General features: G+C 41.8%; 15 protein-coding genes and 1 pseudogene. 6 read left to right on the forward strand and 10 right to left on the reverse strand.

Annotated elements, in window-relative coordinates; translation table 11 throughout:
* Positions 1-28 precede the first annotated feature (28 nt).
* Positions 29-2,110, reverse strand: coding sequence for an ATP-dependent zinc metalloprotease FtsH (ftsH, locus tag QR40_RS03155; protein WP_081998763.1), 2,082 nt, complete (start codon positions 2,108-2,110; stop codon positions 29-31).
* Between the two features lie 196 nt (positions 2,111-2,306).
* Here ftsH and QR40_RS03160 point away from each other — a divergent pair, with 196 nt between their 5' ends.
* Positions 2,307-3,785, forward strand: a complete 1,479-nt coding sequence (locus QR40_RS03160; RefSeq protein WP_027293252.1) for a DUF1846 domain-containing protein — start codon at positions 2,307-2,309, stop codon at positions 3,783-3,785.
* Positions 3,786-4,032: 247 nt separating this feature from the next.
* Entirely contained in the window at positions 4,033-5,637 is a 1,605-nt protein-coding gene (locus tag QR40_RS03165) for a CTP synthase (protein WP_044293241.1), read from the forward strand.
* 230 nt (positions 5,638-5,867) lie between these two features.
* Here QR40_RS03165 and QR40_RS29425 read toward each other — a convergent pair whose 3' ends face one another.
* Entirely contained in the window at positions 5,868-12,197 is a 6,330-nt protein-coding gene (locus QR40_RS29425; RefSeq protein ID WP_052430667.1) for a glycosyl hydrolase family 95 catalytic domain-containing protein, read from the reverse strand.
* Between the two features lie 529 nt (positions 12,198-12,726).
* Between QR40_RS29425 and QR40_RS03185 the strand changes: the two genes are divergently transcribed.
* From QR40_RS03185 to nagA, 3 genes are read left to right on the forward strand one after another with little or no spacing between them, the layout of a single operon-like run.
* Positions 12,727-13,332, forward strand: a complete 606-nt coding sequence (locus QR40_RS03185; RefSeq protein ID WP_027293249.1) for a carbohydrate-binding family 9-like protein — start codon at positions 12,727-12,729, stop codon at positions 13,330-13,332.
* 59 nt (positions 13,333-13,391) lie between these two features.
* Entirely contained in the window at positions 13,392-14,126 is a 735-nt protein-coding gene (gene nagB, locus QR40_RS03190) for a glucosamine-6-phosphate deaminase (protein WP_044293244.1), read from the forward strand.
* A 22-nt stretch (positions 14,127-14,148) separates the two neighbouring features.
* On the forward strand, positions 14,149-15,267 hold the full coding sequence (gene nagA, locus QR40_RS03195) for an N-acetylglucosamine-6-phosphate deacetylase (protein WP_044293246.1): 1,119 nt from the start codon (positions 14,149-14,151) through the stop codon (positions 15,265-15,267).
* Positions 15,268-15,334: 67 nt separating this feature from the next.
* Here nagA and QR40_RS29430 read toward each other — a convergent pair whose 3' ends face one another.
* The 7 genes and pseudogenes from QR40_RS29430 to QR40_RS03225 form a co-directional block, all read right to left on the reverse strand.
* Positions 15,335-16,777: a polysaccharide deacetylase family protein gene (locus tag QR40_RS29430; RefSeq protein WP_052430668.1), complete on the reverse strand. Its 1,443-nt coding sequence runs from the start codon at positions 16,775-16,777 to the stop codon at positions 15,335-15,337.
* Between the two features lie 62 nt (positions 16,778-16,839).
* On the reverse strand, positions 16,840-17,715 hold the full coding sequence (locus QR40_RS03205; RefSeq protein ID WP_027293246.1) for a DegV family protein: 876 nt from the start codon (positions 17,713-17,715) through the stop codon (positions 16,840-16,842).
* Between the two features lie 270 nt (positions 17,716-17,985).
* Complete coding sequence (locus QR40_RS32970) at positions 17,986-19,428, reverse strand: glutamate synthase-related protein (RefSeq protein WP_044293518.1); 1,443 nt, start codon at positions 19,426-19,428, stop codon at positions 17,986-17,988.
* A 66-nt stretch (positions 19,429-19,494) separates the two neighbouring features.
* Positions 19,495-20,853, reverse strand: a pseudogene (locus QR40_RS32975) ([FeFe] hydrogenase, group A); the annotation flags it as partial.
* Between the two features lie 69 nt (positions 20,854-20,922).
* Positions 20,923-21,396 (reverse strand): zinc ribbon domain-containing protein, encoded by a 474-nt coding sequence (locus QR40_RS03220; protein ID WP_044293248.1) that lies wholly within the window; start codon positions 21,394-21,396, stop codon positions 20,923-20,925.
* Positions 21,397-22,384: 988 nt separating this feature from the next.
* The gene (locus QR40_RS32420) at positions 22,385-22,507 is read right to left on the reverse strand and encodes a hypothetical protein (RefSeq protein WP_255348041.1); all 123 of its coding nucleotides are present in this window, start codon (positions 22,505-22,507) and stop codon (positions 22,385-22,387) included.
* A 62-nt stretch (positions 22,508-22,569) separates the two neighbouring features.
* A complete protein-coding gene (locus QR40_RS03225; RefSeq protein WP_044293249.1) occupies positions 22,570-23,337 on the reverse strand; it encodes an SDR family NAD(P)-dependent oxidoreductase in 768 nt (255 codons plus the stop codon).
* Between the two features lie 105 nt (positions 23,338-23,442).
* On the opposite strand from QR40_RS03225, the gene QR40_RS03230 reads away from it, so the two are divergent.
* Positions 23,443-24,276 (forward strand): LysR family transcriptional regulator, encoded by an 834-nt coding sequence (locus QR40_RS03230; RefSeq protein WP_044293250.1) that lies wholly within the window; start codon positions 23,443-23,445, stop codon positions 24,274-24,276.
* A 71-nt stretch (positions 24,277-24,347) separates the two neighbouring features.
* Here QR40_RS03230 and QR40_RS03235 read toward each other — a convergent pair whose 3' ends face one another.
* Positions 24,348-25,430, reverse strand: coding sequence for a GGDEF domain-containing protein (locus QR40_RS03235; RefSeq protein WP_044293252.1), 1,083 nt, complete (start codon positions 25,428-25,430; stop codon positions 24,348-24,350).
* Between the last annotated feature and the right edge of the window lie 146 nt (positions 25,431-25,576).

The raw sequence follows: 25,576 nt of genomic DNA on the forward strand, positions 1-25,576 counted from the left end.
CTGTATTTTATCTTGTCTTTTAAAGAATTTATTCACACACAGTGTTGTTATCGGGATTCTTATCCACAGTATCCACATTTTCAGACTGCTTTTGTATCTGCTGCACATTATCACCAGAAACCGATGCATCAATTTCTGCAGCTTTTACCTGATGATTACTTTCCGCTTCCAACTGAGGCTGGCTGGCACCTTCAACAGCTCCTGCCGCAGATCCTTCCAAGGCCGCCTTATCTTCTGCTTCCACTTCGTGGAAAATCTTCATAAACTCTTTACCGGTAATGGTTTCCTTTTCAATGAGGAATGCAGCAATCTTATCCAGTGCTATTCTATGTTTGCTGAGAAGTCTCTTCGCCTCTACATAAGCATCTTTGAGCACTTTCATAACTTCACGGTCAACCTCGGCTGCCGTTCTGTCGCTGCAATTTAACATGGTTCTGCCTTCCAGATACTGATTCTCAGGACTTTCAATTCCCATCATTCCAAAAGTTTCCGACATACCATACTGTGTAATCATCGCTCTGGTAAGCTTGGTAGCCTGCTCAATATCATTTGCGGCTCCGGTTGTTACACTGTTAAATACCAGTTCTTCTGCTGCACGCCCTGCCACAAATTCAATAATCTTTGCGCGGATCTCACCTTCTGAATTCAGGAATTTTTCTTCTTCCGGAACATTCATGACATATCCAAGTGCTCCCATTGTTCTTGGCACAATAGTTATCTTCTGCACCGGCTCAGAATCCTTCTGAAGCGCACTTACCAATGCATGACCTACTTCGTGGTAGGAAACAATTCTTCGCTCTTCTTTGCTCAGGATCTTGTTCTTCTTTTCCTTACCGACTAATACAACTTCTACAGACTCAAATAAATCAGACTGTGAAACTACATTTCTGCCCTTCTTAACTGCCAGAATTGCTGCCTCATTAATCATATTTGCCAGATCGGAACCAACAGCTCCTGAAGTAGCAAGTGCAATAGCTTCCAAATCTACGGTGTCATCCAGAAGAACATTTTTGGAATGTACTTTCAGAATATCCACACGGCCTTTCAGATCCGGCTTATCTACAACTACACGTCTGTCAAAACGACCGGGACGCAGAAGCGCCTGATCCAGAACTTCCGGACGGTTTGTAGCTGCCAGAATCAGTAATCCCTTCGAGGTATCAAAACCATCCATCTCAGCAAGCAGCTGGTTCAAGGTCTGCTCACGTTCGTCATTTCCACCGCCATAACGGCTGTCACGGCTCTTACCGATTGCATCAATTTCATCAATAAAAATAATACATGGCGCATTCTTTTTCGCCTCTTCAAATAAATCACGGACACGTGATGCACCGACACCTACGAACATTTCCACAAAATCAGAACCGGATAATGAGAAGAACGGCGCATGTGCTTCTCCTGCAACTGCCTTTGCCAGAAGTGTTTTACCTGTTCCAGGAGGTCCTACTAAAAGAGCACCCTTTGGAAGCTTGGCACCAATCTTCGTGTATTTTCCTGGATTTTCAAGAAAATCAACGACTTCCTGCAAGGACTCCTTGGCTTCATCCTGTCCTGCCACATCCCGGAATGTGACTCCTGTTTCTTTCTGCACATATACTTTAGCCTTGCTCTTGCCAACACCGCCCATCATGCCGCCGCCCTTGGACATTTTTCTCAGGAAAAATCCAAGTACAACCCAGATCAGAATCAGCGGGATCGCAATGCTTAAAATATTATAGAGAATTGCAGATGTCATGTCCGGAATCGCTCCATTAAAGTCCACACCTGCTGCAATTAATTTTTCGGTCAGGTTCGGGTCGGGTACAACGCCGGTATAATACGTCATCGTCACCCCTGGGAATGGCTGTTCCTTAGGAGTAATAACAATCTTACTGGACTGTATGTCAACCTTTTTGACTTCTTTCTTCTCTACCATTTCCATAAATTTGTTATATGTGATTTCTTTTTCGGTAGAATTCTTCAGCATATTATTGAAAATACTCATACCGACCAGGGCTATCAGTGTTACTACTAAAAATATCATGATCGTCTGCCCATTTTTAGACGGCTTGCCATTATTATTATTGGATCCGTTATTCGGTCCATTTCCTGGCTGTTGATTATTATCCATCATCTTCCTCCTCGTGATACGTCCTCTCTATTATAAAGATACTTCACCCAGAAATCAATATCGAGTTTGTGAAAAAGCCTCCATAATTCTTAAACTTTTATAAAAATCCTCAAAAAATGACTGGCATAACTCTGATACTTTGTAGTATACTAATTCAGTAAAGAATCATACCATAAAATTTAGGATCGGTGAACCAATGAAAATAGGATTTGATAACGAGAAATACTTACAGATGCAATCTGAGCATATCAGAAAAAGAATCAGCCAGTTTGGCAACAAACTCTATCTGGAATTCGGCGGAAAACTTTTTGATGACTTTCACGCAGCCAGAGTTCTTCCAGGATTTGCACCGGACAGTAAACTGCGTATGCTGATGCAGCTCTCCGACCAGGCAGAAATTGTAATCGTCATCAGCGCCGGTGACATAGAGAAGAATAAAGTCCGGGGTGATCTTGGGATCACTTATGATACAGACGTTCTCCGTCTGATCGACGCATTCGAAGAAAAAGGGCTCTACGTAGGCAGTGTTGTCATTACACAGTATTCCGGTCAGAACAGCGCGCAGCTCTTTAAAACCAGACTGGAAAAATTAGGACGTAAAGTGTATGTCCACTATGCCATCGAAGGCTATCCAAGCAATATACCATTAATCGTCAGCGATAACGGATATGGTAAAAATGAATATATTGAAACAACGAGACCGCTGGTCGTGATCACAGCACCCGGTCCCGGAAGCGGAAAAATGGCAACCTGCCTTTCCCAGCTCTACCACGAGCAAAAACATGGCATTCGTGCCGGTTATGCCAAATTTGAAACCTTCCCGATCTGGAATATCCCCCTGAAACATCCTGTAAATCTGGCTTATGAAGCAGCAACAGCCGATTTAAATGATGTAAATATGATTGACCCGTTCCATCTGGAAGCATACGATGAAAAAGCTGTAAATTATAACCGTGATGTTGAGATCTTTCCGGTCTTAGGTGCTATTTTCGAGCGTATTTTTGGGGAATGCCCTTATAAATCCCCTACGGATATGGGTGTTAATATGGCTGGAAATTGTATCTTCGATGACGAAGCCTGCAAAGAAGCCTCTAACCAGGAGATCCTTCGCCGTTATTATTATGCACTGAACGGACTTGCGGAAGGTACAAAACAGGAAGAAGAAGTATTTAAAATCGAACTGATCATGAAACAGGCTCATCTGACCGCAGCGAACCGAAAGGTGGTACAGATTGCACTGGACCGCGCAGAAGCTACAGGTGCCCCGGCTGCTGCCCTGGAACTGGCTGATGGCAGAATGGTTACCGGAAAAACTTCTGACCTTTTGGGAGCATCCGCAGCCCTTCTTCTAAATGCATTGAAGGAACTTGCCGGCATCGACCATAAAGCCCATGTTATTTCACCGGAAGCCATTGAACCTATCCAGACTCTGAAGACTGCATATCTGGGCAGCAAAAACCCAAGGCTCCATACGGATGAAATACTGATCGCACTTTCCATTTCTGCTGCTACCAGTGAAAATGCCAAGCTTGCACTGGAACAGCTTCCCAAGCTATCCGGATGTCAGGCCCATACTTCCGTTATGCTGTCTATGGTAGATATAAAGCAGTTTAAACGTCTTTCCGTCCAGCTGACTTCTGAACCGGTATATGAGGACAAGCGTATTTATCACTAAATTACAATTAAAATTGCTTTTGGCAGGCTGTATGTCACATTATTATTTGTTACCTTTTTATAAAACCCGGTAATTAACTTTATGACATTAAACAAATATCTGCGCCAAATAAATGAATCTTTGTTTATTTGGCGCAAATTTTATTTTTTTGTAAAAAACACTGTATTTATTAACTCTGAAGGTGTATAATTCTTTCGTTATTTTTTGACCAGCACGAGAGTGTGTTTGAGAAAACAGGAGGAAATTTATGCCAGTAAAGTATGTATTTGTAACAGGCGGAGTAGTATCAGGCTTGGGAAAAGGCATCACTGCCGCTTCACTCGGCCGCTTACTGAAGGCCCGGGGATACAAGGTAACCATGCAGAAGTTCGACCCTTACATCAATATTGACCCCGGAACTATGAATCCTATCCAGCACGGCGAAGTATTTGTTACAGATGACGGTGCCGAAACGGATTTGGATTTAGGACACTATGAGCGGTTCATTGACGAAAGCCTTGATAAGAATTCCAATGTAACCACCGGTAAAATTTACTGGTCCGTACTGCAAAAAGAACGTCGCGGTGATTTCGGCGGAGGTACTGTACAGGTCATCCCCCACATCACAAACGAGATTAAGAACCGTTTTTACCGGAATTTTACATCCGATGAAACAAGAATTGCCATTATTGAAGTCGGCGGTACGGTCGGAGATATCGAAAGCCAGCCTTTCCTGGAATCCATCCGTCAGTTCCAGCATGACGTAGGCCGGGAAAACGCAATTCTGATTCACGTAACTTTAATCCCTTACCTGAAAGCTTCGGGTGAAATGAAAACCAAACCCACCCAGGCAAGTGTAAAAGAATTACAGGGTATGGGTATTCGCCCGGATATCATTGTCTGCCGTTCCGAACTGCCGTTGGAACAAGGCATCAAAGACAAAATCGCACTTTTCTGTAACGTCCCTAATCATCACGTCCTCCAAAATCTGGATGTGGAATATCTGTATGAAGCACCTCTTGCAATGGAGCAGGAGCATCTGGCCCAGGTGGCATGTGAATGTCTGAATCTGGAATGCCCAAAACCCAATCTGGAAGACTGGGAAGACATGGTAAATGCTCTGCGACATCCAACCAAAGTAGTAGAAATTGCTCTTGTCGGTAAATATATCCAACTCCATGACGCCTATATCAGTGTTGTAGAAGCCCTTAAACATGGTGGTATCGCCAGCCGCGCCACAGTTAATATACGCTGGATTGATTCAGAATTATTAAATGAGAACAATATTTCAGATCTCCTTGGAGATGTGGATGGCATTCTGGTGCCCGGAGGTTTCGGCAACCGGGGAATTGAAGGAAAAATTATGGCGATTGCATATGCCAGAACACATGAGATCCCTTTCCTTGGGCTCTGTCTGGGCATGCAGCTTGCCATAGTTGAATTTGCCAGAAATGTGGTTGGTTTCCATGATGCACACAGCATCGAACTGGATGCTTCCACTACCCATCCCGTGATTTCCCTGATGCCGGACCAGGATGGTATCGAAGACATCGGCGGCACTTTAAGACTTGGTTCTTATCCCTGTATCCTGGACAAGTCATCGAAAGCATTTGAGCTATATGGTGAAGAAACTATACAGGAACGCCACAGACACCGTTATGAGGTGAATAACGACTACCGTAAGGCATTGACCGACAATGGCTTAACCCTTTCCGGAATCTCACCCGACGGCCGCATTGTGGAAATGGTTGAAATCAAAGATCATCCGTTCTTCATCGCCACCCAGGCACATCCGGAGTTGAAGTCACGTCCAAACAGGCCGCATCCGCTCTTTCGCGGATTGGTTGAGGCTGCTTTGCGCTATCAAAAATAAGCAAAACAGCATCTATATAAATTTCTGTAACGCACAGATCTGTTTTGATTCCTAGCATATAAAGATGTATTATCACGATTATCCCTGTCTGGAACTACATTTATATAGGTACAAAAAGCCGCACAGCAATTTCGGTCCGCACCCACTAGTTAAACTCTCTGGTCTGACTAACGGGTGCAGTTCCCTTTGCTGAAGCGGCTTTTTCTATGATCTGTTTGTACGTATTCTGCTTACTTTATTGTAATTCTCTTGGATGCAGAGTATGCACCATAAACCTTCTCTCCTCTTTCCATGTATCCACGGATACGGAATCTGTACTTAGTTCCCTTTTTCAGTTTGGTTTTCGTGTAAGCTGTATTTTTACCAGGTTTTGTGGAAATTTTCTTATATTTTCCATTTCCTGTCTTCATAAAGATTTCAATCTTATCTGCCTTAAACTTATTCCAGGATATTTTCACTTTCTTTCCTGACTGTTTCAGGGATATGGTCGGTTTTACAGGTTGTGTTGCTGTAATCATAGATTTAGAAGCAGAACCGCTGCCAGCTTTGTTTACAGCAGTTACACGGTATTTATATTTTGTCGCAGCCTTTTTCTTTTTGTCTACATAAGAAGTTTTCTTGGTGGTTGCAATTTTCTCCCACTTTTTCTTCGAATAGTTATAACTGCTGACAATATATGATTTTGCTCCTGTTTCCTTCTTCCATGATATTTTAATGCTGTTTGTTGTCTGTTTTGAAGCTTTTACACCTGTCACTCGTCCAGGTTCCATCAACTTCCATTTTGCTTTCAGGGTCACATCGCCCTTACAGATATCCGTTGATTTTACCTGTGTATTTCCCAGATACCAGCCAAGGAATTTGTAGCTTCCTTTTTTCGGTGTAGGCAGGTTACCATAAGGTTTGCCTTCCTGTACTTTGATTTCTGCCGGTAAAACGTATCCGCCATCTGTATCAAAGATAACAGTGTACTCTTTCACTTCCGGATCCGGTGTTGGTTTCGGTGCTTCTGTAACAATTACGGTGCAGGATGAGGACTTCTGTCCATCTAAAGTTGTTGCTGTAATATTAGCTGTTCCTGCTGCTTTCGCCGTTACAACACCTTCATTACTCACACTTGCCACTGCTTCATTGTCCGTAGCCCACACTACTGCTTTATTTGTTGCATTTTCCGGTGTATATCCTACTCTTAAGGTAGCCTTCGTTCCGGTCTGCATTGCTGCACTGGATGGGTTTATCTTAATGGATTCAACCGGTATCTGCTTCGGTATTACATTTACCGTACAGGTAGCTGTCTTATTTCCATCCGCTGTAGTAACAATGATTTCTGCGATGCCTTCTTTTAATGCTGTGATCTCACCCTTGTCAACACTTGCAACTGTTTCGTTGTTTGAATCCCAGGTAACATTTTTATTGGTTGCATTTTCCGGCTGAACGCTTTCTTTAATGACAGCTGTTTTGCCTACTTCAATATTAACCGCTTGTTTATCAAGGGTTACACCAGTTACTTTTATGATTTCCGGTTCTGGTTCACTCTTTACAGTTACTTCACATGTTGCTGTGAATCCGCCTTCTTCTGTGGTTACTGTAATCGTAGCTTTACCATCTGCAACTGCTGTAACTATACCGCCATCTACAGTAGCAACAGCTTCATTGTTTGATGTCCAGGAAACGTTTTGATTCGTTGCATTTGCTGGTTGAACAGCTGCTGTAAGTGTTGCTGTTTCTTTTAGCTTCATTTGCAGTGCTTCAGGCAATAATGTTACCCCTGTAACTGCTATATCTTTTCTTGATACGGTTACTTTACAGATTGCTGTTTTGTTGTTACTTTCTGTGGTAACTGTAATATTTGCAGTACCTTCTTTTATTGCGGTTACGACTCCTGCCTGGGAAACGGTCGCCACTGCTTCATTATCAGAACTCCAGCTTACATTCTGATTTGTTGCATTTGAAGGTGTAATTGTATGAGTTAATTTTTTGGTTCCTTCTTCTATTAAAGATAATTCTGCCGGCTCAACACTGACACTTTCTACTTCTACAATTTCAGGTTCTCCGTTTTCTACTGTAATTGTAGCGGTATCACGGATGGTATCATTTTCTGCTGATGTGACTGTAATTGTAGCAGTTCCTTCTGCCACACCGGTTACAACACCACCTGCTACCGTTGCTACGCCTTCATTATCAGAAGTCCAGATCATATTCTGGTTAGATGCATTTTCCGGCTGTATTTCCCCGGTTAAGGTTACACTTGCTCCTGTTTTAACAGTTGCATCTTTTGGTGATACGGTAATTGCGCTGACCGGTATCACTTCTTTTTCCGTAACGGTTACTGCACATTGTGCCGTTTTGTTTCCATCTGCTGTGGTTACGGTGATTGTCGCATTTCCTGGTTTCAGTGCATTCACTACACCATTAACTACAGTTGCCACTTCTTCATCACTTGATAACCAGGTAACATTTTTATTTGTTGCATTAGACGGGATTACCGCTGCTGTTAATGTTGCTGTGGTTTCTGCTTCTAATGTAACTTCTTCCGGTGTCAGTCTGACTCCGGTTACTTCTGTCGGGTCTGTGACTGTCTGGCCTGTTTCGTAAAGGTAGAATTCTGATGCACTAATAAATGCATTCGGTGTATCTCCAGCCGTCTTGGTAGCTCTGATCTGAATTCGCCTTGCACTTACGGGAGTAAATCTCGTAACTTTTTTATCAGTATTATTTGCCCATTCACTGGTTCCGCCTTCTATTAACTGGAAGTCATCTCCATTCTCAGTAGTGCTGTAATAAAGGTCGCATCCTAATATTCTTCCATTAATAGAAGAACGGGGTACATACTCTAATTTGTTGATCTGGTATAACTTATCTAATGTAATGGTAAAACTGTTATTTACGTTATTTGCGATATCCGGCTTTGGATCGTGGCTCCATGCAGAATGCCAATAAGTACCTTCATTACCGTCCACAGCACTGGATGCCGGACCATCGGTACTGGTATTTTCTTCACTGTCAGCTACTGCCGTCATTTTATTGGATGCTATCTTGTTGGATGTTTCTTCCCATAAAGCAGTTAACGTAACATCACTCTTCTCAATACGATACTTAGAACCTGCAGCATATGTGGTTTCTCCGTCACTCCATCCTGCAAAAGTCATGCCAGCAATTGTTATACCGCATTCCGGCAATGTAATCGCGCTGCCTTCATATTCTGTTATAGACTCCGGAAGATTTCCTTCTCCTTCTTTATTACTTTCAAAAGTAATGGTGTGCTGGTCGCCTAATACCTGGAATGCATCAAATTCTAATTTCGTTCCTGTACTGGCTGGATTCCTGGTTCCTGTTCCAACCAATTTAATAGTATGTTTTGTATCCTCAAGACCTGCTTTTTCATAAACCATCTGTTGTTTCAGGCCTTGTGGTGTCGGATCGTAGAAGTCAATAGAATCTGCTTTTACTCCGTCAATGTAAACGTCCATGATTCCCCAGGTTGCATTCTTAGTTGCATACACACGAATGCCCTTACCCGAGAATACAAAGGAAATTGTATCATCTGCACTGCTGGTTTCTACAAAATGAATTCCACCGCCGTAATGCGCAGCATCCTTCCACGTCTGCCATCTGGAACTATATTCAATTCTGGAATCAGAATCATCCACCATGCCTCTTACCGTAATATCCAGTGCACTGACGGTTTCCGAATACAGACTTTCCACACCATTTTCTACAGAGGTTATTTTATATCGAACCTTCGTAATATCTTTTACTGCTGTTTTATCTGTATAGTTTGCTTTTGTCAGACCTTCTGCGACTTTTTCATAAGAACCATCTTCTTTACGATATACATTGTAAGTTGCAGTTTCGGAAGCTGCTTTATCCCAGGTTAATTCTACCCCTGATGCTCCGGTATAAACTGCTTCCAGATTTTCCGGTCCCTTTGCAAGTTCCGGGAAATTAGTAATGGTATATGTTTCACCCTGTGTTGATACAAACTGGATTCTGTCTCTGGACAATTTTGTAAATTCTACTTGCTTACCCTTAGAATCCACTACATTTGCCTGGCTGATTCCAGTATACTGTACCGCACAATCTCCACCATTCTTTGACAGGATCTTCACACTGGTTGCTTTTCCATCTTCCCAGTTAATATCTGTCTCAAAGTTTCCTCTTGCTACAATTCCTTTTACTGATCCGCTGGACCATGCATCCGGAAGTGCAGGAAGTACATTGATGTAACCCATATTACTCTGCATTAACATTTCATTAACGCCGGAGGTATAACCAAAGTTACCATCGATCTGGAACGGAGCGTGGGAATCAAAAAGGTTTGGATTGATACCATCGTTGAACAGTGTCTTCACTAAATCATAAGCACTGTTTCCCTGTCCTGTTCTTGCCCAGGAATTGATACGCTGACCCATTCCCCATCCGGTACTCTTCATACCACGGTCTTTTAAGGAAACGATTGCTGCATCCATATACTGATCATTGTCTACGGAAATCAAATCTCCCGGGAACAGTCCCAGTAAATGTGACATATGGCGATGTCCTCTTTCACCAATGCTTCCCAGGGTAGTTTCATCGTACCATTCTTTAATCTGTCCGCTTTCACCGATTTCGATTGGTGCTAATCTGTCCTGAGTATCCTGCCATTTCTGAATCAGAGCCTCATCTTCACCTAAAATCTTAGCACCGATAATTGCATCTTCGTATAATTGCCAGATCAGTTCCTGCTCGTATGCATTTCCCAATGTCCTTGGTCCATGCTCCGGGGAATATGTAGGAACAGATACCAGTCTTGTGGATTTCTCACCATTCGGTTTTGTAATTTCAACACCACTGTCTGTTAAAATCTGATCATAAAGCTTTGCTTCTTCTTTTAACATCGGATACAACTTATCTCTCATGTATTCAACATCGCCGGTGTATTCATAATATTCCCAGCAATTTTGAAGAATCCACGGAACCGCTGCAGGTGACCATCCCCAGGAAAATGCCCATCCGGGACAAGTCCATCCAAACGGTGTATTCTGTGTATGTGCAGTAAATCCATTCTCCGGATTTTCTTCTGTGCTCTCTATTCCAAAATAATCTTTTGCAGTAACACGGCCAGGTTCACGCAATCCATCCACATATTCAATCAATGGTTTTGCACATTCCGCCATATTTGCAGAATAGGTTGGCCAGTAATTCATCTGAAGATTTACATTCATGTGGTAATCGCTGCCCCAGGGTACACGATTTGCATCGCCTACACGGTTCTGCCATACACCCTGTAAGTTTGCCGGTAAATCCCCTTCTCTGGAAGACTCAATCGTCATAAAACGTCCATACTGGTATAAGATAACTTCCAATTGGCTGCGTTCTTCTGGTGTTGCAGTATTTGCCTTATAAGCTGCCAGCAGTTCATCTGTTGGCTTGGAAGAAACTCCCTGTCCCAGATCCAGATCTACACGGTCAAAGATATTGGTATAGTCCGCAATGTGATCCGCTTTTACCTGATCGTAATTTTTACCTGCTGCTTTTTCAACTGTTGCTTTCACACTTGCAGCCAGTTCCTCGTCGCTCTCTCCAGTGCGGTATTTCGGATAGGAATCTTTATAGTCTGTATCTGCTGATACATATATTACTACAGAAGAAGCATCCGATACATGCAATGACTGGTTATCTGATCCCGGATTAACCTGTCCTTCTGTGACAACCTTCAGCATGGAATTCATTTTCAGCTGATTATCCTGCATCTGTCCGGCAGTAATCAGCGTATTTCCTTCTGCTTTATAGGTAACCGATTTACCTAATCCGTTATTTGCAACATTCTCTGCATTATCTACCGGGAAACTCACGTCAAATTCTAACTTTTTCGATCCATCTGCCGTCAATTTCATAGCCAGTACATTATCTGCATAACTAATAAAATATTCTCTGTGGAAATTCGTTCCTTCCAGGGTATAATCTACATTTGCAATTGCTTTGGTAAGATCAAGATCCCTCTGATAGTTCTGAACAGCAGTACTATCCGTAACCCCTTTAAAGTCCAGATAAATATCGCCCCAGGACTGATAAGCCCCATAACCATCGGATTCTCCTGTCAATTGATTACACAGATTGGAAGCTTCATCGTTTTTCCCTTCCAGGAAAAGCTGTCCCACCGATTTAAAGACATCTGACATTTTTGCCCCGTTGGATGCCGTCTGTTTATTTCCGCCATTATAATCCGGCCTTTTCGTACTTGGTCCGCCATTCCATAATGTCTTCTGGTTAAAAGTAAGGTGTTCTTTTCCAATTTCACCATACACATTTGCGCCCATATAGCTATTGCCGATTGGTAATGTAAGCTGCTGCCAGCGGTCATCTTCCGCTGTTGTTCCGAAACCGCCCGTTCTGCCCGGGATAAGATTTCCCTTGCTCACCGGCTTATTATACCACAATCTGAGTGGATTCTCCTGTCCTGCTGCTTTTGTCTCCGCTTTGGATTCCGCCGCCTGCACATTGAGGACATCTCCTGGAACCACTAGGGATGTTGCAACCATACATGTACTTAAAATACCTGCTATCATCTTCTTCAGTTTCATAGTAATCTCCCTTACAATTCGTTATACAATGAATTAGCGACGCTTTATCTTCCTGGCTTTTAATTTTTCTTCTCCTTTCCTGTTATTTTCATCAACATTCACAAAAAACCACCTCAGATATCTCTTCGCACTATCAAAGCTTGCCTTAATATAACATGACGAGATGTGCATTGTAAACATATGTAACCGTTACTATTTTACTTTTATTGGTTAATATTTTATCCATTTTATTACATATTTTTAACTTTTTAGTCATATTGCCTATTATTTTATCTTTCTTGTCTTTTTTACTTATTGTATTTTTATGTTTATACCAAATCTTCATAATTTTGAATTGAAAAATTGCCTAACTTCAGACCTGCTAAAGAATGCTTTCTGTCTGTTATTCATTTGTACATTCCTGCTATTTTTTATAATTATTTGCCAATTTCTCATGAACCCTTTGCCTTTTTTTCCTGTATAGGTTACAATAGTAATTGTGAGCATACAAGCTTTCTAAGTTCGATTTTATATGCAAGGGAGGTATTTAATGGAATACATAATCCAAACCATTTCTTCAAAAGAAGAGATTGGAAATTGTCCTGTTTTTAATGTTGACCAGTATAACTGGGGAGGCGACTATCGTCCTAAAACCTATGGAAGTCTGGGATTTATCCCCGGAACCGGATTTTATGTAAAAATGACCTGCGAAGAAAAAGATCCGGTAAGGAAATATTTTAATCCCAACGACCCGGTACATCTGGACAGCACTATGGAAGCATTCTTTCAATTTTATCCTGCGGAACGCCCGAATTGCTACATTAACCTTGAAGCAAATTCCAACGGAGCACTCCATGCCAAATATGGGGACGAAAGAAACAACCGAAAGATTTTTCCAATGGAACTGCATGAAGCCTGTCAATGCACCGGTACTTTATACGAAAACTTCTGGACACTGGAATTGACGGTACCACTGGACCTGATCCGGTATGTATATGGTCATTGTGATTTCCAAACAGGAAATGCCATCACCTGTAATTTTTATAAAATAAAAGAGAGCGAAGGTCTGACTCATTTTGGCAGCTTTACAAAGATTGAAAATGAAACACCAAATTTTCATTTACCACAATTTTTCGCAAAAGCAGTCATACAATAGAAATACAAAACGTTAAGAAAGCAGAGCTACTCTGCCGTAAATAGAAAAGGAGAATAATTATGCAAATAGTAAAAGCAAAAGATTATGATGATATGAGTAGAAAGGCAGCAAATATTATTTCTGCACAGGTTATCATGAAACCTGACTGCGTACTGGGTCTGGCTACCGGCTCAACTCCGATCGGAACATACAAACAATTAATTGACTGGTATACCAAAGGTGACCTGGATTTTGGACGTGTCACCAGTGTAAACCTGGATGAATACAAAGGACTTGGCGCCGACAGCGACCAGAGCTACCGTTATTTCATGAATACCAACCTGTTTAACAGCATCAATATCCGCAAAGAACGTACATTTGTACCGGATGGTTTAGAACCGGATGCGGATAAAGCGTGCTCTATGTACAATCAGATCATTTCTGATGTAGGCGGAATTGACTTACAGTTATTGGGACTTGGACATAACGGCCATATCGGTTTTAACGAACCAAGCGATAATTTTGAAAAACAGACACATTGTGTTGACTTGACAGCAAGTACCATTGAAGCAAACACACGTTTCTTCGAAAAAGAAGAAGACGTTCCAAGACAGGCATACACAATGGGAATTCAGACCATTATGCAGGCACGCAAGGTTTTAGTAGTTGTCAGCGGCGCAGACAAAGCTGAAATTCTTAAAAAAGTAGTGGAAGGACCAATCACTCCACTGGTTCCTGCATCCATTCTGCAGCTTCACAATGATGTAACAATTGTAGCAGATGCTGCAGCTTTATCGAAAATTGAAAATGCATAACAGTAATGAAGGGAAATAAAATATGATAATAAAAAATGCAAATGTATTTCACTCAGATGGTTATTTTGAAAAAAAAGACCTCTATATACAAAATGATAAATTTGCTGACAGCCCAGATACGGAAGATGACGTAATTATCGATGCGGAAGGCATGTATGCTATTCCCGGATTGACGGATATCCACTTTCATGGCTGCGTAGGCTATGATTTCTGTGATGGAACGGAAGAAGCCATTCAAAAAATTGCTGAATATCAGCTTAAAAACGGCATTACGACCATTGTGCCTGCAACGATGACTTTCGATGAACCGCGTCTGGAAAAAATCTGCAAGACTGCAGCTGCCTATGAAAATAAAACAGGTGCTATCCTCTGCGGTATTAATATGGAGGGTCCTTTTATTGCATCAAAGAAAAAAGGAGCTCAGAATGGTAAATATATCCACAAACCGGATATTGATATGTTCCGCCGCCTTCAGGCTGCATCCGGAAACCTTGTAAAACTGGTTGATATTGCACCGGAAGAGGAAGGCTCAATGGAATTTATTGACGCCCTGAAAGATGAAGTTGGAATATCCATCGCTCATACAACAGCTGATTATGAGATTGCAAACGAAGCATATGACAGAGGTGCAAGACATGCAACCCATCTCTACAATGCGATGCCACCATTTTCCCATCGTGAACCCGGTGTAATCGGAGCCGCATGCGATCACGATAACTGCCGTGTTGAATTGATCTGTGATGGTATCCATATCCACCCTTCCGTAGTCAGAACAACCTTTAAAATGTTCGGAGATGACCGTGTTATACTGATCAGCGACAGCATGATGGCAACCGGTCTGACAGACGGTGACTATTCCCTTGGCGGCCAGCCGGTAAAAGTAGTCGGAAACCTGGCAACTTTAGAGAGTGGTACCATCGCCGGTTCCGCGACGAATCTGATGGACTGTGTCCGCACAGCCGTTAAAAAAATGGGCATTCCCCTTGCAAGCGCTATCAAATGTGCTGCAGTAAATTCTGCAAAATCCGTTGAGATATATGATCAATACGGCAGCCTGGAAACAGGTAAGATAGCAAATATTGTTCTTCTGGATCAGGACCTCAATATTGAAAAAGTATTGTTAAAAGGGAAAGAAATCTAAAATAAAAAGAGCAGCAGAGAAATCATTACTTTTTCTCTGCTGCTCTTTTCTATACGCCTCATTCACTCTAATATAAACTGGAATACACCGCACCATTTGTCAGTCCGCCCCGCTTATAATATCCCAACTCACTGACGGTAACCAGCTGATACCCTCGTCCTAATAATTCCGGTATTATAATTTCAGCTGCAGCAACGGTAGGAAGATGGATATCATGCATCAAAATAATGTCTCCATCTCTTACATGGTTTAGAACTGCATCAACTGTACTCTGGGTATTTCTTGTTTCCCAGTCTCTTGTATCAATCGACCACATAATTACTGGCATTCCTGCCAATGCGTTTACCGCAGCATTATAAGCTCCGTAAGGCGGCCTTAACAGCGTAGCATTATGCCCTGTTATATTCCGAATATTTGTATTGGTACTGTTGATCTGTGACGATATCTGACTATCTGAAATTCTTGTCAGCTGTGGATGATCATATGTATGATTGCCAATCTCACATTTTAAATCATATTCTCTTTTCACCGCATTTGGATAAATCGGAATACTCTGGCCTACCAGGAAAAATGTTGCCCGTACTTTATTTCTTTCAATACAGTCCAGCAGCCTTTCTGTATATGGTCCGGGACCATCATCAAAGGTCAGCGCCACCATAGGTTTTTTCGGATCGATCTTTGGAGTTACTTTCGCTTTTGGATCGTACACACCATTCTTATTAAAGTGGTACCACTGTCCTTCTATGAAGGAATCTCCCGTGGTTCTTGTCCCATCTTCCCGGAAATAATATTTCTTTCCATTTCGTTTGAGCCAGCCAGCTGCCATCCTGCCGTCAGACTTCAGGTAATAATATTTGTTATGATAACGCAGCCAGCCTGTCACCCGCCTGCCGCTCCCGGTAAAATAGTACGTAGCGGAACCGATCTTCTGAAAACCTTTTGACATTTTGCCATCTTTTCCAAAATGATAACGCTTTTTGTCTATGGTACGCCACCCCACAGCCATCTTACCGTCTTTACCAAAATAATACTTATTCTTATGCCAGGTAAACCAACCGGTCCGCATCACACCCGTCCTGGTATTTGAATAATACTGTCTGCGCTTATATTGAAACCATCCTGTTCGCAGTGAACCGTCTTTATTTAAAAAATACTTGTAATTGCCATATTTTTTCCAGCCGGAAACACGGAATCCTTCTTTATTAAAATAATAGATTTTTCCTTTAATATTCACCCACTGATGAGAAGCATAAGTCCCATTAATAAAACGGAACTTATATCTGCCTGCCGATTTCACCCATTTTCCGTTTCTGCGAGCTGCTTTCATGACATTTTTCAGCTGCGGCTGTCCCTGGATTGCTTTTCCAGAGACTTTCCTTCCGGTCTTAGTGCCGCTGCCAGACTTATCAACAGTTTTCTGAGACTTTGCCGATGCTCCTGTTGAGGACATCATGGCTACTGTAATAATTAAAAGAAGTGCCCATATCCACCTCTTTTTTCCACACTTCATAACCTTCCCTTCTCTCTTTCTTCAATCCTCTTATCCACTGAACATTAATTATTTTACTATTATTATTTTACTGATACATATTTCCGATAACATCCTATTGCAATTGCCCCTTCGCCTATATGACATGACACACTTAAAGACAATGGATCCATACGGCATGGGATGTCAGGAAATGCTTCTTCAATTTCTTTCTTCCAGATCAATGCCTCTTCCAGATTACCGGAATATGCAGCTCCAAATTCCATATTTCCCTGCTGCGCATACTCCTTAAATCTCGTAGCCAGATCCTCTTTTACGGCATCCAGAATCGTTTTTTTAGCCTTCACTTTTCCACGCACTTTCGCATAAGCATCCAGCTTCGCGCCCTGTATCTGTAAAACAGGCTTAATATTTAAAATCGTACCAACCGCTGCTGCTGCCGGAGTGATTCGTCCGCCTTTTTTCAGATATTCTAACGTTTCTACTGTAATATAGATACTGGAGTCCAATGACATATCTTCCATTTTATTTTTAATTTCTGATGCACTGAACCCATCCTCTGCCATCATAATTGCGTCCATAACAGATTGATACTGTGTAACTGAAATTCTCTGGTTGTTTACAACCTGTACTTTTCCGTCAAACCCCATGGATAAACTCATTGCATTTTCACACGAGGAACTCAGTCCGCTGGACATCGGGATATGAACGATTTCTTCATTTTCTTCCAATAATTGTTCCCAGAGTTCCGTAAGATCCCCCGGAGATGGCTGAGATGTGCTGATATCAGCTCCGGATGCCAGTTTCCGGTAGAACTCTTCCTGGCTCAGGGTAATATCTTCCATAAACATTTCACCGTTGATAAAAAAAGGCATCGGTACTACATGAATCCCTAATTCTTTTGCCTTATTCTGTGTTATCCCACTATTACTATCTGTAACAATAGCTATTTTTTTCATATTCATATCTTCCTTCTTCTGCATTTTAACGATTTTAGACATCATTGTTATTGTATCTAATATTGACTTATATTACAACATTAATTTAGACTTTTTTACTATATCTTGTATATTTTCACATAGTTTTCATTACTACATCACAATATATATGTCCTGTGCAAAATAGTCTGGAAGATTCTGTTTCATCATATAAGTTAAGCCGTATCTGATCACAGTTACAAGCTATAGTAATTGGGTTCGGATACGGCTCACTATTATTTTAAAATTAATTTATGCATGTGGAATATTTGTAAATTCGGATATCTCTCTGTCAATGGTGCACAAATCACTGACATTCATATCATGCAGATTTTCATGTCCGGTAATTCTGGCAAAGGTTTTCAAATCCTTAAAACTACAATTCAGGAAATTTGCCACACGTTTTGCAGATGAATCTACTTTCAAACGTTTTCGAAGCTCCGGATCCTGTGTTGCTACTCCAACCGGACAATTACCACTTCCACAGATACGGTATTGCTGGCAAGCCGCTGCGATTAAGCCTGCAGATGCTACTGCTACCGCATCCGCTCCCATGGCGATTGCTTTCGCAAAATCAGATGATATACGCAGACCACCGGTAATAACAAGATCAATGTCAGCACCTGCTTCATCCAGATATTTTCTGGCACGATATAATGCGTAGATCGTTGGCACGCTGGTAGCATCCCTTACGATCTTCGGGCTAGCTCCGGTTGCACCGCCCCGTCCGTCAATTGTAATAAAATCAGGTTTGGCAAAGACACAGAATTCCAGATCCTTTTCTATTCTTCCAGCAGCTATCTTAATTCCAATCGGCCTTCCTTCCGAAGCGAAACGAAGTTGTTCAACAATGTCACGCAGATCCTCTTTCGTATTGATATCTTCAAACTTTGATGGACTGATCACATCCTGTCCAATGGGCTTATTTCTAATTTTTGCAATTTCAGGTGTAACCTTGCCTCCTGGAAGATGTCCACCCATTCCTGGCTTTGTACCCTGACCGATTTTAATTTCAATTGCATCTGCATTTTTCAGATTCTCCGGTGTAACACTGTAATGATTCGGTACATATTCAAAAATGTATTTATAAGCTGCATCTCTTTCTTCCGGCAAAATTCCGCCTTCGCCGCTGCACATCGCAGTCTTTGCCATTGCACTTCCCTTAGCTAATGCCTCTTTTACCTCTTTTGATAATGCCCCAAAAGACATATGTGAAATATATACCGGTCCTTCTAAGACCATTGGCTTCTTCGCATGCTTTCCAATTACCGTAGTGATGTCTACCGGTGCATGTTCATCAAGCGGCGGTGGATTTAACTGGGCACCCAGAATAAGGATATCATCCCAGTTTGGCATTGGCATTCTGGTACCCATCGCTTCGATTATTGTTTCTCCGGTCATTGCCATCTGATGAATTTCACTCATAAATCGATTATTGGAGTCTTTCCTGACAAATTCTTTTGGATAGGCAAGCGGATTTTCATTTTCTTCCTCTGATTCTACATCCTGTGCCCTGACAGCTTCGTCCGTCATAGAGCTTTCGTATATCACCACATCAGAATTTTGTGCGCCTAATTTTTCAAATACATTTATCGGATTCTTACAAATCGGGCATTCCTTTAATTCAGTAAAAAGAGCTCCTTCTTTTTCTTCATCATAAATATATCCGCAGATACTACATTTAAACTTTGACATACTTTTCACGCTGCCTTTCATCCCTTCGCCGGAACCTGCGTCCAGATCCCCGCTTCTGTCAAAATAACCGGTATGTAACATTTCTTCTGCGAGCTTACTTAATGGCTCACCGTAGAAATCTTCATATAATTTAACAATCTCTTCATTTCTATGGCTTAAACGCAGCTCCATGCTTTTATCTCTGTCATACAGGCTCTTTATACGCTTCTCTCTTAGCGTGTCACCCAGCCATTTTGTATCCTTAGGCTGACCGCCTCCGCCAATGCATCCGCCAGGGCAGGTCATAACTTCAACGAAATGATAATCTGCTTCCCCAGTCTTTATTTTTTCCATAAGCTTCTTCGCATTTGCCGTACCATATACTACAGCCACCTTAACATCCAGATCTCCGATTCGTACACTTGCTTCCTTGATTCCCTGAAGCCCTCTGACCGGTTGGAGATCATACAGTTCTTCCGGCGCTTCTTCTTTGGTAATAAAATGATAGGCTGTTCGAACAGCTGCTTCCATAACACCGCCGGTATTCCCAAAAATCACACCTGCACCTGATGCTTCACCCATGAAATCATCGTAGTCTGAACCTTCAAGAGACACAAAATCAATTTCTTCTTCCCGCGCCCATTTTGCCAGTTCTCTGGTAGTAATGACATAATCCATATCCCGCATACCTTCTATGCCCAGATATTTAGACGCCGCATTCATTTCTTCACGCCGAATCTCAAACTTCTTTGCCGTACAGGGAGTTACCGCCACATTAACTATTTTTTCAGGATCAATTCCCATTTTTTTCGCAAAATAAGTCTTAATGGTAGGTCCCTGCATTCCGATCGGGCTCTTCGCGGTAGAAATATGCTCTCTCATATCCGGATAGTAGGTTTCCACAAACTTTACCCAGGCAGGACAGCAGCTGGTAAACTGGGGCAGCGGCTTATTTGCTTTTGTCACACGTTCCACCAATTCACTGGCTTCTTCCATAATGGTCAGATCCGCCGCAAAATTAGTATCCAGAACATAGTCCGCTCCAAGTCTGCGGATGAGTGCCACCATTTGATCCTGGACAAAACTTCCTTCCTCCAGTCCGAATTCTTCACCAAGCGCCGCTCTGACAGAGGGGGATGTACTGAATATGACAATTTTCTCTTCTGCTTTTACTGCTTCACGAACCTGGTCGTATTCATAGACTTCCGTTATACATTCCACCGGACAGACATTAGCACACTGACCGCAGTGTATACAGATTGGGATATCTCCTGTCTTCCTCAAATCATATGTTCCTGCTACTGCAATGTCGTTTGTACAGACCTGTTTGCACTGACCGCACTTGATACATTTTTCCTCATGACGCTGAATAGATGGATTGCCGGGCTCGATTGGTACCCGGATGTCTGTAAACTGATGTTTGCTCATATGTACTTTTCCTTTCATATTCTTTAATATTAGTAATGATTACTATTATTAATTATAGGACATTTTCCATCTTCTGTCAACGATATATTAACCGATTCTTTTACCGCATTGTCCACAGAATTTTGCATCTGTCTCAACATCATTTCCACAGTCGGGGCATTTCCTGCCTTCTGTTTTTAATTTTGCTCCACATTCCTTGCAGAAAGCATGATCACAGGGATTCGCTGCTCCGCACTCTGCACAGACTGTACAGTCTTCCTCTTCACATTCTTCTCTAGTTTCCTCTTCTCTACCTTTTCTTCCCGACTGCAGGTCAAATAGTTCTTCTTCTGCTGCCTGACGCTGTCTTCTGGCTGCTAAAAGCTTATTAAGATCTTCAGGAAAGCGAATTTCCCCATCCTGTTCCAATGCCTTTTTACCAACTTCTCTATAAATCTCATCCTCTTTTGCTTTAAACTTTTTAATATCACTTTGCAGCTGAAAAGCTCTGATACACGGGTCATCCTCTGGCATTAGTTCTGATAAGCCTTTCATTAAACTACTAAATATATCTCCTGTCATTTTGTTTACCTCCGTATTATTATCTATTCTTTTGGGTTTCTCTGCAACTAACAACTGATATTTCAAGCCGTTACCTGAATTATACCACAAGTAACCTTTTTATCAAATATTTGTCTGTAATTTTTAATAAAATTCTAATATTTTTTATCTCCTTATGAGTAGTTTAAGAAGACGCTTTGTATCTAGTACAGCGAAATATTTCAGCTTAAATTTGGGTTTAGCTGAGGAAGGACGCTTTGTAGATGATAGGTAGTGTACGGAAAGAGAAGGAGCGAGCCAGGACATTGATTTGGAAGGCTTACCGCAGAACTGGTATTTTCTAACCTTCCCAGAGCCCTTTTTGGCGGCACGCGGGCATTCRCTCCGAAATCCTGATGCATTTCGCAGCTCACTGCCCGCTTACAATCCGATGTGAGACAGTCGAATCGTATCCGCCAAAAAGCACTCTGGGAAGGTAAGTAAATACTCAGCTCTGCTATACGCCTTCCAAATCAATGTCCTGGCTCGCCCCTTCTCTTTCCGAGATAGCATTCGTTGATACAAAGCTGGTTTTCTCAGCGTKGTGGGACCCTGGGGTTGTGGCATGCTGGACGCTATTGGCGTAAAGCAGCTTCATCTTATCACTGTAGTGGGATTCTTCATTCTAATACAGTATATTTATGGTTATAGTACTTACATCCAGTTACTTCTGTGATAGGAAAGCAAGTAAAATTAAACTTTCTCCCAATTCATACTAAACTGTCCAAACACACTCTGCTGAATCCAAAAACGAACAGCTGGACACAGCCCCAGGGTCTCCACTCGGCTGAGAAAACCAGCTTTGTGGCGACAACCTGGATCTCGGAAAGATGGGTGTGGGAAACTGGTATGGGCGGAGGAAGCATAGAGCAGAGCTGAGTATTTACTTACCTTTTCGAAGTGTTTTTTGGCGGATAGTATTCGACTGGCTCCCATCGGATACTAAGCGGGTACTGAACCGAGAAATGCATCAGGATTTCTCGGTGAATACCCGCGTGCCGCCAAAAAGCGCTTCGAAAAGGTTAGAAAATACCAGTTCTGCGGCCAGCTGACGGAGCCCATGCCAGTTTCCCACACCCATCTTTCCGTACACTACCTACATCTACAAAGCGTCATTAATCAGCTAAACCCCAAATTTAAAAGAATTTCTACACCCTAAATAACCATTCCATTATTCGGACTGATGATCTGCCCGGTCATTGAACTTTGAACAAGAATACTGCAAACCAGTTCTGCAATATCTTCCGGTGTGGAAATACGCTGTAAGGGCAACTTTCCGCTAAGCCGGTACATCTTTTCTTCTTCCCCCTCCCACCATCTGGTGGATATGGCAGCAGGCGCTATACAATTTACCCTGATATCCGGCGCCAGTACATGTGCCAATGATTTCGTCAGACAGTGCACCGCTCCCTTGGACACCGCATAGGGCAGGGACGAGCCGGTACCTGTAATCCCTGCAATACTTCCCATATTCAATATAGCACAGTCTTCCTGCTTACCTTTCTGCTTTTTCATAATCGGCGCAACAGCCCGGGCACAGTAGAACATTCCTTTGACATTCACAGAGAATAAATGATCCCACACCTCCTCTGTGACGCTTTCCATATCCGACAAGTCTATCTGCTTTGTGATACCTGCATTATTTACCAGATAGTGAATTGCTCCCAACGCACTTTCGGCTTCCCGAACCATTTTCCGTACGGCATAATCATCCGATACATCAGCCTGAAGTGTAATTACACTGCCTCCCATAGCTTCTATGATTCTTGCGGTTTCCCGGGCTTCTTTCCCAGAATTTGCATAGTTTAATGCAATTGCAGCTCCGTATTCAGCCAGTTTTATGCATACAGCTCTGCCCACTCCCGTTCCTCCTCCTGTAACAAGAACTGCTTTATCTTTCCATTTATCTTTCCATGTGATCATTTCATCAACCTCCTTACTCTTTTCATTTATTATACATTTATCCGGTTATCGTGTATAATAGTTGATAGTGATAAGATCAATCAGATAAAATGATGAGGTGAAAAAATGGAGAGTTTAGAACTACGAATATTCCGAGAAGCTGCCAAGTCGAATTCAATTTCTAAAGCTGCTGAAAATCTGAATTACGTACAGTCAAATGTAACTGCACATATAAAGAAATTGGAAGAAGAACTGGGCACTACATTATTTATACGCCATGGAAAAGGTGTCACACTGACCGAAGACGGCGAAAAGCTGCTGCATTATGCGGATAAAATTCTTGAAATGCTGGACAATGCTTTATCCGCATTTCAAAAAGAATGTGATAGACTGCAAATCGGAGCAACACAGACACTGGCCGCCTCCCGATTGCCCCTCTGGATATCCGCCTTCCGGAAAATATATCCGGACATCCGATTATCAGTTGTCACCAGCAGTCAGGAGGATCTGATTCAAAATCTGGAAAAGCACGCACTTGATTGTGTATTTGTAGAATCAAAATACATATCACCCTGTGGGAAATCCATCTTTCAATTTTCAGAAGAATTAAGCGTCATCGCTCCTTTGAAGAGTTCGCCGCAATCCCTGCCATTTCGTCCGATTGTTGTAAATACTTTGACTACCTGCCCTTTTCGAAAACAGCTGGCCGCCTGGTCTTTTTCTCAGAATCATTCGGAACCGTCAGTCATCGAATTTGATACGGCAGAAGCAATCATGAATGCTGTGTCACTTGGTATGGGGATCTCTCTGCTGCCCTCTAGCCTTATTGCCGGAAAAAATAATCTTACCGCATTTCAAATTCCGGAAATAAAAGATTTTGATCTGCATATGGTGACTCTTTGCGGGCAGCAAAACAAACAGGTATTTCAATTCAGAGACATTGCAGCCACTTTTTATTAAAATACAAAATACCCCTGAAAAAATGCCTGTGCAGCAAAATTCCTGCACAGGCATTCTGATCCCGGGAGAGTTTATCTGCCCGGACTTAACACACGGATGGTGTAATGTCCTTTTCCCATATGTTTTGATTGATAAAGAGCTTTATCACCGTATTGATAAAGTCTATGATAATCCGTCGTCCCCTGATTATAAATGCAACAGCCAATACTGACATTTACAGGAATATAATTGATACAGGCAATCTGAAGCCCCCGTATCTTTTCATAAAGACAGTCAAGACTCTGCCTGCAGATGGATTCATCCGCACATTTCAAACTGTACACAACGAACTCATCTCCTCCCATTCGGAAAAATACATCTTCTTTTGAAAATTGAGCCCGAATAACTTCTGCAATTTCTTTCAAAACTTCATCACCACTGGCATGACCATAAGTATCATTTATGGACTTAAAATCATCAATATCTAAAATGCAAAATGCCCCATACTCTTTGCGCTCAGCAAGATGCTTTATCTTTTCCTCACCGATACCCCTGTTATAGATTCCAGTAAGCACATCTTTCTCAGATTTCTCCCGGAATTTCACATAGTTTTCCACATTCTCAAGCCTGTCATCCAGGATAAAAAAATTAACACCGGCTGCCAGAAAATAAAATGCCACTAAATCAACGAAATCTTCTAAAAACAACTGAAAATCCTTAGCCAGATAGTTACATATACAGTAGATAACAGCAATGATTGTAATATAGAGACATACTCTCCAGGGTTTATCCAATATAAATAATGGCAGGACACAGATAAAAATCATTATAGTTATGGAAGGCTGGGTCGGATCCAGGAATGTTCCCAGCATAATTGCCATGATCATAACCGGCGTTATCACTGCATAAAAGGCAAATATGATATGTTTTATCTTCTTCTTATGTAAAAATTCAGCCAAAAATAACATCGCAACATAATAGACTGCCATAATTAGAAACTGGGTATTAAACGTAACAATGTCTCTCAATAAAAGACAAAATAATAAGACTGCAACGGAAATAATAACCCCAACAACGGAAAAGTCCCTTAAGCTTTTATAATTTCTAATCCTGATCTCTTCTGGATATAAATCAACTGTTTTACCTAAAAAATTAGTTTTTACTTTCTGGAACATTTCGTATCTCCTTTGTGTCTCTTATAAATATTGAAGCATGATATAAATTATGATTAGTTATCTCATATATTCAATATAGGATTACAGTATAACATAATATCGAATAAATTACAGCATTACATATGCTGTAATTCTAATTCAAATCG

The sequence above is a fragment of the Robinsoniella peoriensis genome (assembly GCF_000797495.1).
Taxonomy (GTDB): domain Bacteria; phylum Bacillota; class Clostridia; order Lachnospirales; family Lachnospiraceae; genus Robinsoniella; species Robinsoniella peoriensis.

Bases quoted from the DNA above. Each gene is read 5' to 3' on its own strand.
- ftsH (WP_081998763.1), bottom strand. From the start codon at position 2,110: ATGGATAATAATCAACAGCCAGGAAATGGACCGAATAACGGATCCAAT.
- QR40_RS03160 (WP_027293252.1), top strand. From the start codon at position 2,307: ATGAAAATAGGATTTGATAACGAGAAATACTTACAGATGCAATCTGAG.
- QR40_RS03165 (WP_044293241.1), top strand. From the start codon at position 4,033: ATGCCAGTAAAGTATGTATTTGTAACAGGCGGAGTAGTATCAGGCTTG.
- QR40_RS29425 (WP_052430667.1), bottom strand. From the start codon at position 12,197: ATGAAACTGAAGAAGATGATAGCAGGTATTTTAAGTACATGTATGGTT.
- QR40_RS03185 (WP_027293249.1), top strand. From the start codon at position 12,727: ATGGAATACATAATCCAAACCATTTCTTCAAAAGAAGAGATTGGAAAT.
- nagB (WP_044293244.1), top strand. From the start codon at position 13,392: ATGCAAATAGTAAAAGCAAAAGATTATGATGATATGAGTAGAAAGGCA.
- nagA (WP_044293246.1), top strand. From the start codon at position 14,149: ATGATAATAAAAAATGCAAATGTATTTCACTCAGATGGTTATTTTGAA.
- QR40_RS29430 (WP_052430668.1), bottom strand. From the start codon at position 16,777: ATGAAGTGTGGAAAAAAGAGGTGGATATGGGCACTTCTTTTAATTATT.
- QR40_RS03205 (WP_027293246.1), bottom strand. From the start codon at position 17,715: ATGAAAAAAATAGCTATTGTTACAGATAGTAATAGTGGGATAACACAG.
- QR40_RS32970 (WP_044293518.1), bottom strand. From the start codon at position 19,428: ATGTCAAAGTTTAAATGTAGTATCTGCGGATATATTTATGATGAAGAA.
- QR40_RS03220 (WP_044293248.1), bottom strand. From the start codon at position 21,396: ATGACAGGAGATATATTTAGTAGTTTAATGAAAGGCTTATCAGAACTA.
- QR40_RS03225 (WP_044293249.1), bottom strand. From the start codon at position 23,337: ATGATCACATGGAAAGATAAATGGAAAGATAAAGCAGTTCTTGTTACA.
- QR40_RS03230 (WP_044293250.1), top strand. From the start codon at position 23,443: ATGGAGAGTTTAGAACTACGAATATTCCGAGAAGCTGCCAAGTCGAAT.
- QR40_RS03235 (WP_044293252.1), bottom strand. From the start codon at position 25,430: ATGTTCCAGAAAGTAAAAACTAATTTTTTAGGTAAAACAGTTGATTTA.